This window comes from Nitratireductor sp. GCM10026969, from assembly GCF_042660605.1.
Taxonomy (GTDB): Bacteria; Pseudomonadota; Alphaproteobacteria; order Rhizobiales; family Rhizobiaceae; genus Chelativorans.
Genome location: NZ_JBHSUM010000033.1, coordinates 26,562 through 37,073 on the forward strand (window position 1 = coordinate 26,562; position 10,512 = coordinate 37,073).

Sequence of the window (10,512 nt, forward strand, 5' to 3'; positions counted from 1 at the left end):
CGTTCGCTCGCCTGCTCTATCTGTTTGTTTTCGCCGCATTTGTGCCACGCCAAGTGATTCCACTCGGCTGCAAAATGCTCCAGCCCGCCTCTCCGCCTCAGGTGTTCATGGAGTCGAAGAATTCTGCGTTGTTCTTGGTCTGCCTGAGCTTGTCATTCAGGAACTCGATTGCATCGGTGGTCCCCATCGGCGACAGAATACGGCGCAGGACGAAAATCTTCTGCAGGTCCTGGCGCGGCACGAGCAGGTCCTCCTTGCGCGTGCCGGACTTCAGAATGTCCATGGCCGGGTAGATGCGCTTGTCGGCCACCTTGCGGTCGAGCACGATCTCGGAATTACCCGTTCCCTTGAACTCCTCGAAGATCACCTCGTCCATGCGGCTGCCCGTATCGATGAGCGCAGTCGCGATGATCGTCAGCGAGCCGCCTTCCTCGATATTGCGCGCAGCACCGAAGAAGCGCTTCGGACGCTGCAGGGCGTTGGCGTCGACACCGCCGGTCAGCACCTTACCGGAAGACGGCACCACGGTGTTATAGGCCCGTCCGAGACGGGTGATCGAATCAAGCAGGATGACGACGTCGCGCCCGTGTTCAACGAGGCGCTTGGCTTTCTCGATCACCATTTCGGCGACCTGCACATGGCGCGAGGCCGGCTCGTCGAAGGTCGAGGACACCACCTCGCCATTGACCGAGCGCTGCATGTCGGTCACCTCTTCCGGCCGCTCGTCGATCAAAAGCACGATCAGATAGCATTCGGGGTGATTGGTGGTGATCGAATAGGCGATGTTCTGCAGGAGCACCGTCTTACCGGTTCGCGGCGGTGCCACGATGAGCCCGCGCTGTCCTTTGCCGAGTGGCGCGACCAGATCGATCACGCGTGCGGAAAGGTCCTTCGAGGTCGGGTTCTCCACCTCCATCCGCAGCCGCTCGTCCGGATAGAGCGGCGTCAGATTGTCGAAATGGATCTTGTGCCGGATCTTTTCGGGATCCTCGAAATTGATCGAGTTGACCTTCAGAAGAGCGAAATAACGCTCGCCCTCCTTCGGACTGCGGATCGGCCCCTCCACCGTGTCGCCCGTCTTGAGCGAGAAACGCCGGATCTGCGAAGGCGAGATATAGATGTCATCCGGGCCCGGCAGATAGTTGGCCGAGGCTGACCGCAGAAAGCCGAAACCGTCCTGGAGAACCTCCACGACCCCGTCGCCGATGATCTCGATGTCCTGCGTCGAGAGCTTCTTCAAAATCGCGAACATCAGCTCCTGCTTGCGCATGATGCTGGCGTTCTCGACCTCGAGCGATTCAGCAAACGCGATCAGGTCGGTCGGCGTCTTGCTCTTCAGCTCCTGTAACTTCATTTCCTGCATGGTGGCGGACTCTGAATGCATTTTGGAAGCCTGGAGAATGGCCGGGGTGCCTGCGGCACCGGCGGCGTCCGGGATCGTCGGAGAAAAGGCACCGGACGAGGAGGGAAGGAACCGTCCTTTTATCGCCCCGACAGATAAAGAGCAAGGCGCCTTTTCGTTCCCGTCGGAGAAAAAATCGGTCCGCCGCAAGCTTGCCGGTCCGGCTGGTCAGAACGGCTTCACGATCACCAGGATGACGATCACGATCATCAACAGCGTTGGCACTTCGTTAACCATACGCCAGTGGCGCGTGCTCCTGATGTTGCGGTCCTCGCTGAAGAGCCGCACCGTCCGCGCGAAATAGCCGTGCAGCGCCGAAAGAGCGATCACCGCCGCGATTTTGGCGTACAGCCATCCGCCGGAAAAGCCGAACCCCCGCCATGCCAGCCACAGGCCCAGTACCCATGTTGTGATCATGGCCGGGTTGATGATGGCGCGCAGCAGGCGCCGCTCCATCACCTTGAACGTCTCGCTCTCTGCGGAACCGGGCCGTGCGTTCGTATGGTAGACGAACAGCCGCGGCAGATAGAGCATACCCGCCATCCAGGCGATGATGGCGATGACGTGGAAGGCCTTCACCCACTGGTAAAAGTCCTCCCCGACGAACAGGAAGAAAAGCGCCGCTGAGACCGCGAGGACAAGCAACGAGACCACGGCGCGCAGCGCCGCTTTTCGACCACTGCTCTGAATCTCGGCCGTCATCGGCTCGCCTCCCGCACGCGGCTCACCATTCTCTCCACATGGGCGATCGGCGTTTGCGGCGTCACGCCATGGCCGAGGTTGAAAATCAGTGGCCCGCCACCCAGCGCCTCCAGGATCGCATCGACCCCCTCATCCAGTGCCCGCCCCCCTGCACACAAGCGCATCGGATCGAGATTGCCCTGTACGGCACCCCGTTTTTGCAGCGCACGCGCCTGGCCGAGCGGCACGGTCCAGTCCAACCCCAGCACCGTCACGCCGGTTGCCGCGCGGTAATCGCCGTAGAATGCGCCGGCGCCCTTCGGAAAGCCGATGATCGGCACATGCGGATGACGTGCGCGCACCCGCCGGACGATTTCCGCCATGGGCCGCACGCACCAGGCCTGGAAGCTTTCCTCATCAAGCACACCCGCCCAGGAATCGAATATCTGCAGCGCATCGGCGCCGGCATCCGCCTGGCGGATCAGGTATTCGGCCGAGCGCACGGCAATGACGTCGAGCAGCCGCGCAAAGGCTTCCGGAGACGAATAGCCGAACAGTCGTGCCGGCGCCTGATCCGGCGTTCCGCGCCCGGCGATCATATAGGTCGCCACTGTCCAGGGCGCGCCGCAAAAGCCGATCAGGGCCGTTTCCGGGGCGAGCGTGCTTCTTAGCCTGCCCACCGTCTCGTAGATGGGCGCCAACCGGTTGTGGAAGTCGCCCCCTTCCTGAGCCAGATCATCGATCTCGGCTTCCGCCAGCGGTTCCATCCTCGGCCCCACCCCTTCCTCAAAGCGCAGGTCCCGGCCGAGCGCATGCGGCACGACCAGAATATCGGAGAACAGGATGGCGGCGTCGAACCCGAAACGCCGGATGGGCTGAAGCGTCACCTCGACCGCGAAATCGGGGTTGTAGCACAGATCCAGGAAACTGCCGGCCTTCTGCCGCATAGAACGATACTCCGGCAGATAGCGTCCCGCCTGGCGCATCATCCAGATGGGCGGTGGGAAGACCGTCTGACCGTTTACCGCCTCGATGAAATTCCGTGCCGTCACGCCGGAGGCCTCCAGGAGATTCAAAAAATAAAGAATCCAATAAAGGAGATTCTTCTGATTCTACGAGTCTGTTTGGAGTGTGGATTAAAATCTGTCCACGGCTCTCCCACATCCGCGGCTGCGCATATTGCCGCGCAGGCCACGGATACATGCTGGACAAGCCTGGGGATGGTCGTCAAATGGAAATCCGATTCAAGGACTTGCAAGGGACCTTCTCAAAGGTTCCGGCGCTCGCGCATGTGAATGGCATTTTCTTTTCACGAAGTTTTCGACAGGCCGAGAACGATCTCCGCATCGTCGTGAATTGTGGATGATGCGCGACTTTTTCCCGCGGCGGTGCCTCGCCTTCATCGACGCACCGCGCTATCAACATCTCTCCACAGAGCCGGAGCGCACGGTGTGCAAAAAACCCAGAGCTTCTTCCATCTGCACCTGATCTCCGACGCCACGGGCGAAACGCTTCTGGCCGCCGGGCGGGCCGCGGCGTCGCAATACAAGAATGCCCGCGCGATCGAACATATCTATCCGCTCGTCCGCACCGAAAAGCAGATCGCCAAGGTCTTTGCCGAGATCGACGAGGAGCCGGGCATTGTCCTCTACACCATGGTCGACCAGACCCTGGCGCGGCAGATCGACGAGCGCTGCACGGCGATGGGTTTGCCCAGCGTTTCGGTGCTGGAGCCCGTCCTCACGGTGTTCCAATCCTATCTCGGCACGCCCGCCGGGCGCCGGGTCGGGGCGCAACATGTGCTCGATGCAGAATACTTTCGCCGCATTGACGCGCTCAACTTCACCATGGAGCACGACGACGGCCAGCTGCCCCACGACGTCAACGAGGCTGACATTGTTCTCGTCGGTGTCTCGCGAACCTCGAAGACGCCCACCAGCATCTATCTGGCCAACCGCGGGATCAAGACCGCGAATGTACCGATTGTCCTAGACGCGCCGCTGCCCGACAGCGTGGCACAGGCACAGCATCCCCTGGTGGTCGGGTTGGTGGCTTCGGTCGAGCGGATCTCGCAGGTGCGGCAGAACCGGCTTCTGACCAATGCGGCGTCGGCCAGCGACTTCGACACTTATGCCGACCGCACCACCATCGCCCGCGAGCTGGCCTATGCGCGCCAGATGTGCAGCCGCCACGGCTGGCCGGTGATCGACGTTACCCGCCGCTCGATCGAAGAAACCGCAGCCGCCATTCTGGCGTTACGCGGCAAACCCTGGTGAAAAGGCGAAGACCCATGCCGAGAGAGCCGGAAACCATTGTCCTCGCTTCGACCAGCCCTTTCCGCAGGCGGCTTCTTGAAGATGCCGGCCTGTGCATCGAGGCGATCGCCCCGGAAGTGGACGAACGGGCCGCGGAAAAACCGCTCGAAGAGACCGGCGCCAGTGCCGAGGATATCGCGCTGGTGCTTGCCGAAGCCAAGGCCGTGGACGTATCCGAACGCCATCCGGAACGCTGGGTCGTTGCCGGTGACCAGACCCTGTCTCTCGGCGACCGCATCTTCCACAAGCCGGCGGATATGGAGGGCGCGCGCCGCCACCTCCTGGCGCTTTCCGGTCAAAAGCACCAGCTCAACAGCGCTGTTGTCCTGGCGCGCGGCGGAGCGGCCGTGTGGCGGCACGTTTCCCTCGCGCATATGACGATGCGGCGGCTGGATCCCGGTTTCATCGGCCGCCACCTCTCACGCGTCGGCGAAAAGGCGCTGACGAGCGTGGGCGCCTACCAGATCGAGGGTGAAGGAATCCAGCTCTTCGAAAAGATCGACGGGGATTACTTCACCATTGTCGGCGTGCCCCTGTTGCCGCTTCTGGAAAAGCTGCGTGTGCTGGGGGTGATCGATGGCTGACAAAGTGCGCGCCTTCGTCTGCGGCCATCCCGTGGCCCACTCGCGCTCGCCGCTCATCCACGGATATTGGCTGAAGGAGCATGGCATCGAGGGCAGTTATGAGCCGCGCGACGTCGCGCCAGGGGACTTCGAAGCGTTCATCGGCGGCCTTGCGGGCGGCCCCTATGCGGGCGGGAATGTGACCATACCGCACAAGGAGAGCGCTTTCCGGCTGGTCGACCGGCACGACGCGGCGGCCGAGGCGATCGGCGCGGTGAACACGCTTTGGATCGAGGACGGCCGGCTTTACGGCGGCAATACGGACGCTTACGGCTTCGCCGCAAACCTCGACGCTTCGGCTCCAGGCTGGAATAGGGAGAAAACCGCCACCGTCCTTGGCGCCGGGGGTGCAGCCCGGGCGGTCGTGCATGCGTTAAAAAGCCGGGACATGGGCGAAATCCGCATCGTCAACCGCACCCTGGCCCGCGCGCAGGAACTGGCGGCAGGCGACGGTCGCACTAGCGCCCATCCCTGGGAGGCATTGCCGGAACTGCTCGCCGATACCACGCTGCTGGTCAACACCACGTCACTTGGGATGAAAGGCGGCGGAGAGTTGTCGATCGATCTTGATCCGCTCCCGTCCGCTGCCGTGGTGACAGACATTGTCTATGTGCCCCTGAGGACACCGCTCCTCGCCACCGGGGCCAGACGCGGGCTCAAAACCGTGGATGGCCTCGGCATGCTCCTGCACCAGGCCGTTCCCGGGTTCGAGCGCTGGTTCGGCGTCCGTCCCGAGGTGACACCCCGCCTGCGCGAAATCGTCGTTGCCGATCTGGGAGGAGGGGCGTGATCATCCTCGGCCTCACCGGCTCGATCGGCATGGGCAAATCGACGACGGCGCGCATGTTTGCCGAGGAAGGCGTGCCGGTGCATGACTCCGACGCGGCAGTGCATCGTCTCTACGCCGGAGAAGCGGCGCCTGTGGTGGAGAAACTTTTCCCGGGGACCGTGGTCGACGGCACGGTGGACCGTACCCGGCTGGCGCGCGCCGTGGTCGGCAAGCCCGATGCGCTGAAGGCCCTGGAAGACCTTATCCATCCCATGGTGCGCCGGGATGCCGACCGTTTCGTCGCCGACCATCGCGGAAAAGGCACGCCGCTCGTCCTCCTCGACATCCCGCTCCTTTTCGAGACGGGAGGAGAGAACCGGGTGGATAAGATCGTCGTCGTCACCGCACCGCATGAGGTCCAGCGCGAACGCGTCCTGTCCCGCCCCGGCATGACGGAGGAGAAGTTCGCCGCCATCCTGAAGCGCCAGGTGCCCGACGAAGAGAAGCGAAGGCGTGCGGATTTCATCATCGACACCAGCCTCGGCATGGACGCAGCCCGCCTGGCCGTGCGCGATATCGTTGGACAACTGACTGCGCGCTGACACCAACCATTCTTAGCCGCCTTGCTCCAGCCACGGCTTCTGGTCCATCCTGCCGCGGGGAGCGAATCGGATGCGCGAAATCATTTTCGATACGGAGACGACCGGCCTCGACTCGCGCGAGGATCGCGTCATCGAGCTTGGCTGCGTGGAACTGGACAACCGGTTTCCCACCGGCCGCACGCTGCATCTGTTCATCAATCCCGAGGGACGCTCGGTCCATCCCGACGCCCACGCCGTTCACGGCATCTCCGATGCGGATCTCGCCGACAAGCCGACATTCGCCGAGATTCTGGAGGATTTCCTGGCGTTCATCGAGGATGCCAAGCTGGTCGCCCACAATGCCAATTTCGACATAGGCTTCATCAACGCCGAATTCGACCGCTTGGGACAGCCTTTCGTGGATCCGGCGCGTGTTGTCGACACATTGGCCATCGCCCGCCGCAAGCATCCGATGGGACCGAACTCGCTGGATGCGCTGTGCCGCCGTTACGGGATCGACAATTCGCGGCGCACCAAGCATGGCGCACTTCTCGATGCCGAGCTCCTGGCGGAAGTCTATATCGAGCTTGCCGGCGGCAAGCAGGCGACCTTCGGTCTTGAGGTGGCGCCGGCCAAGCCTGCCGAGGGAGAACGGCAAGTGGGCGGCCCGGTCACACTCGGCAAGCGTGTCCGCCCGCTAGCACCGCGCCTCAGCGCCGCCGAGCGCCAGGCGCACGCGGCGATGGTCGCGGAAATCGGCGAAAACGCTCTTTGGCTGAAGACCGGACACGGCATGTCCGAGGATGGAAAACAGGCCGAAAGCGCTTAGAGCAGGGTGAAATCGGCTGCGGGCGTTCCCCAAGGGCGCAACCGCAACCCGTCCGCATTTCATGCCGTCAGCCGGTTGCGCCCAAAGAAAAGCCAGGCTGAGCTGCCTGGCTTCATGCGCCTCATCCCGGGAATAGAGGTTCAGGTCACTTGGACCTTGCTCTTTGTCTGCTCCTCGGCGATGCGCTGCTGGAACATGCGCGCGAAGTCGATCGGATCGATCATGAGTGGCGGGAACCCGCCGCCCCGCGTCGCGTCGGCGATCACCTGCCGCGCGAACGGGAAGAGAAGACGCGGGCACTCGATGAAGAGCAGGGGCAGCATGCGTTCCTGGGGCACGTTCTGGATGCGGAACACCCCGCCGTAGACCAGCTCGACATTGAACAGAACCGAATTGTCGGCCTCGGCTCGTGCGTTCAGCGTCAGAACCACGTCATACTCGGTGCCACCCAGCGGATTGGCGTTGACGTTGACGTTGATGTTGATCGCGGGTGCCTTGTCGCGTGCGCGCAGTGATTGCGGCGCGCCGGGGCTCTCGAAGGAAAGATCCTTGATATACTGGGTCAGCACGCTGAGGCTGGCCTGGGCGCCGTTGCCGTCCGTCCCCTTCGCCTCGCCCTGCTTCGCCTGGGGGTTTTCCTGCGGTTTTTCAGCCATCCGCCTGCGTCCTCGTCACTCAAGCGCCTGTCCGGCGCGTCCCACTATCGCAGCGCTGGCTAGCACGGGCTTCATGGCAAGACAAGCACGCGGGGGTCATTCGCCTCGCCCGCCCGGTCCCCGCCACGGCGATTGATCGGGATCGGTGCTGGAATAGTCGCTCATATCGAGATCGATCACCCGGTCCTGCGGACGCTGGCGAGGGTCTCCCTGCGGCCTGGAGCCGCCGATGATCACGATGCGCTTGCGCAGGAACGCCCACCCCGCTTCACGTAGCGCGGGGATGAATAAGAGGAATCCGAGGGTGTCGGTCACGAAGCCGGGGGTCAGAAGAAGAATACCGGCGATCAGAATCATGAAGCCGTGCACCAGTTCCCGTCCCGGCATGCGGCCCTCATCCATCGTCTTGCGGATCCGTGCCATGACCCCGAACCCCTGGACGCGCAGGAGAATGGATCCGCCGATGGCGGTCGCCAGCACCAGACCCAGCGTCGCCAGGACACCGATCTGCTGACCCACCAGCACGAAAACCGCAATTTCGAGCAAGGGAATCGCAAGCAGCAGGAATGGAATTATGGAGAATGGCACTTTTTTGGTTTAACCTCGTTTCGTGAAGAGGAGTGAAACCTCGTATGCGGTAAGATAGGAACGCACCGCGATCATTTGAATGATCAGTATGTGCGTTCTATATGCCAATCAATGCGGCGGCACTGGGCCGCCGCCGGCGAGGGCGCCCCGCATATCGGGCGCAACGACAAAGCGGCTTTGGCTGGGCAAAATGGAATTTTTCGATTTCGGTACGATTTTCTTCCTGGTCGCGGCGGTCGTGATCTTCTTCCAGCTGCGCAACGTGCTCGGCCGCCGCACGGGGAGTGAGCGCCCGCCCTTCGACCCCTACACCGCCGGGCGCACCCGCCAATCGGAGTCGCGCAAGGCGGACCAGTCCGACAATGTGGTCTCCCTGCCGCGACGCAAGGGCGGCGCCGAGAACGAGGAGAACTACACCGCCATCGATGCCGTCGCCGAGCCCGGCACGGAGCTCAACAAGGGCCTTCGCGCCATCAAGGACGCCGACCCCTCCTTCGACCCCGCGGGCTTCGTGGAGGGCGCGAAGCTGGCCTACGAGATGATCGTCATGGCCTATGCCGACGGTGACCGGCGCACGCTCAAGAACCTTCTGTCGCGCGACGTCTATGAAGGGTTCGTCTCGGCCATCGACGAGCGCGAGAAGCGCTCGGAGAAGATCGAATCCTCTTTCGTGGGCATTGACAAGGCGGCAATCGTCGGCGCTGAGATGAAGGGTACGGAAGCGCACGTTACAATGCGCATCGTCAGCGAGTTGATTTCCGCCACGCGTGACAGCGCCGGCAGCATCATCGACGGTGATCCGGAAACCGTGGCCGAGGTGAAGGATGTTTGGACCTTCGCCCGCGACACCCGCGCCCGCGACCCCAACTGGAAGCTGGTGGCCACAGAAGCCGAGGAATGATCTCCTTGCGGCCGGCCCGCGGCCAGGGGGAGGTGCCCCCTTGAGCCTGTCGACCCTATTCCGACCCATCTCCTATTCCGATCTGCCGGGATGGTCGACCGACACGGTTTCGGCCGCTTTCCCGGCATTTCGGCGCTGTGCCTTTCAGGCCTCGCGCCGGCCCTACCGCACCGGTCGTCTGGGCGTTCGCGCGGAAGCATTTACCGAGGCGTTCGCTGATGCCCGAGCCATGGCGGACGCGGTTGCCGAAGAGACGGCGCGCCGCTTCTTCGAGCGGCATTTCGTCCCCTTTCGGATCGAGGCGGAACAGGGGGCGGCAGGCTTTGTCACTGGCTATTACGAGCCCGAGGTCGAGGCTTCGCCGGTGGGTGACGGGCGCTTCACCGTGCCGCTTTACCGCCGGCCCGACGATCTGGTTGACGTCGACGGACAGGACCTGCCGTGCGATCTCGACCCCTCCTTCGCCTTTGCCCGATGCGCCGGCGGACGGCTCGTTGCCTATCACGACCGCCAGGCGATCGACCGCGGCGCACTCGCGGGCCGCGGTCTCGAGCTGTGCTGGCTGGCCGACCGGGTGGACGCCTTCTTCATCCATATGCAGGGTGCCGCCCGCCTTTCCATGACGGATGGGACCACCCGGCGCATCACCTACGCGGCCAAGTCCGGCCACCCCTTCACCGGCATCGGCGGCGTGCTCGCCGAATTGGGCGAGATTCCGCGCGAGCGGGTCACCATGCAGACGATCCGCGCATGGCTCGCCCGTAATCCGCACCGTGTGGACGAGATCCTCTGGCACAACAGATCCTATATCTTCTTCCGCGAAACTCCTGCGGGAGAGCCGGATCTCGGACCCGTCGCCGCAGCCAAGGTGCAGCTCGAGGCCGGGCGGTCGCTGGCTGTCGATCGCATGCTGCACACGTTCGCCACGCCGTTCTTCGTCGATGCACCCGATCTGTCGGTCGACGGACGGCCGTACCGCCGCCTGATGATCGCCCAGGACACGGGCTCGGCCATCACAAGGCCGGCGCGCGGCGATGTCTTCATGGGCACCGGCGGTGCCGCCGGCTCGGTCGCCGGCGTTATCCGGCACAAGGCCGCGTTTCATGCACTGCTGCCGCGCGCGCTGATGCGGGAGGGGAGGGGGCAGTGAGCCGCAAGCGCCTGTCG

General features: G+C 63.5%; 12 protein-coding genes. 7 read left to right on the plus strand and 5 right to left on the minus strand.

Going from position 1 to position 10,512, the window contains the following annotated elements; all coding sequences use genetic code 11:
- Positions 1–97: 97 nt before the first annotated feature.
- The 3 genes from rho to hemE all read right to left on the minus strand — a co-directional run bounded on the left by rho (position 98) and on the right by hemE (position 3,135).
- Positions 98–1,363, minus strand: coding sequence for a transcription termination factor Rho (gene rho, locus ACFP9U_RS09805; protein WP_322451286.1), 1,266 nt, complete (start codon positions 1,361–1,363; stop codon positions 98–100).
- 207 nt (positions 1,364–1,570) lie between these two features.
- A complete protein-coding gene (hemJ, locus tag ACFP9U_RS09810) occupies positions 1,571–2,104 on the minus strand; it encodes a protoporphyrinogen oxidase HemJ (protein WP_378620988.1) in 534 nt (177 codons plus the stop codon).
- On the minus strand, positions 2,101–3,135 hold the full coding sequence (hemE, locus tag ACFP9U_RS09815) for a uroporphyrinogen decarboxylase (RefSeq protein ID WP_378620989.1): 1,035 nt from the start codon (positions 3,133–3,135) through the stop codon (positions 2,101–2,103). Before hemE ends, hemJ begins: the two co-directional genes overlap by 4 nt.
- Positions 3,136–3,441: 306 nt before the next feature.
- On the opposite strand from hemE, the gene ACFP9U_RS09820 reads away from it, so the two are divergent.
- The 5 genes from ACFP9U_RS09820 to dnaQ all read left to right on the plus strand — a co-directional run bounded on the left by ACFP9U_RS09820 (position 3,442) and on the right by dnaQ (position 7,200).
- Positions 3,442–4,359: a pyruvate, water dikinase regulatory protein gene (locus tag ACFP9U_RS09820; RefSeq protein ID WP_378620991.1), complete on the plus strand. Its 918-nt coding sequence runs from the start codon at positions 3,442–3,444 to the stop codon at positions 4,357–4,359.
- A gap of 14 nt (positions 4,360–4,373) precedes the next feature.
- Complete coding sequence (locus ACFP9U_RS09825; protein ID WP_378620992.1) at positions 4,374–4,982, plus strand: Maf-like protein; 609 nt, start codon at positions 4,374–4,376, stop codon at positions 4,980–4,982.
- Positions 4,975–5,811 carry a shikimate dehydrogenase gene (locus tag ACFP9U_RS09830; protein ID WP_378620994.1) on the plus strand — a complete coding sequence of 279 codons (837 nt, stop codon included), beginning with the start codon at positions 4,975–4,977 and terminating at the stop codon, positions 5,809–5,811. The genes ACFP9U_RS09825 and ACFP9U_RS09830 overlap by 8 nt, the downstream gene beginning before the upstream one ends.
- Positions 5,808–6,392, plus strand: coding sequence for a dephospho-CoA kinase (gene coaE, locus ACFP9U_RS09835; RefSeq protein WP_378620995.1), 585 nt, complete (start codon positions 5,808–5,810; stop codon positions 6,390–6,392). Before ACFP9U_RS09830 ends, coaE begins: the two co-directional genes overlap by 4 nt.
- A 70-nt stretch (positions 6,393–6,462) precedes the next feature.
- Positions 6,463–7,200 carry a DNA polymerase III subunit epsilon gene (gene dnaQ / locus ACFP9U_RS09840; protein WP_378620998.1) on the plus strand — a complete coding sequence of 246 codons (738 nt, stop codon included), beginning with the start codon at positions 6,463–6,465 and terminating at the stop codon, positions 7,198–7,200.
- 140 nt (positions 7,201–7,340) lie between these two features.
- Here dnaQ and secB read toward each other — a convergent pair whose 3' ends face one another.
- The gene (secB, locus tag ACFP9U_RS09845) at positions 7,341–7,856 is read right to left on the minus strand and encodes a protein-export chaperone SecB (protein ID WP_322451232.1); all 516 of its coding nucleotides are present in this window, start codon (positions 7,854–7,856) and stop codon (positions 7,341–7,343) included.
- A 96-nt stretch (positions 7,857–7,952) separates the two neighbouring features.
- Positions 7,953–8,444, minus strand: coding sequence for an FxsA family protein (locus ACFP9U_RS09850; protein WP_322451231.1), 492 nt, complete (start codon positions 8,442–8,444; stop codon positions 7,953–7,955).
- A gap of 190 nt (positions 8,445–8,634) precedes the next feature.
- Here ACFP9U_RS09850 and ACFP9U_RS09855 point away from each other — a divergent pair, with 190 nt between their 5' ends.
- Both ACFP9U_RS09855 and ACFP9U_RS09860 read left to right on the plus strand, forming a co-directional pair.
- Positions 8,635–9,345, plus strand: coding sequence for a Tim44/TimA family putative adaptor protein (locus tag ACFP9U_RS09855; protein WP_378621000.1), 711 nt, complete (start codon positions 8,635–8,637; stop codon positions 9,343–9,345).
- Positions 9,346–9,385: 40 nt separating this feature from the next.
- Complete coding sequence (locus ACFP9U_RS09860; protein WP_378621001.1) at positions 9,386–10,495, plus strand: murein transglycosylase A; 1,110 nt, start codon at positions 9,386–9,388, stop codon at positions 10,493–10,495.
- The last annotated feature ends 17 nt before the right edge of the window (positions 10,496–10,512 follow it).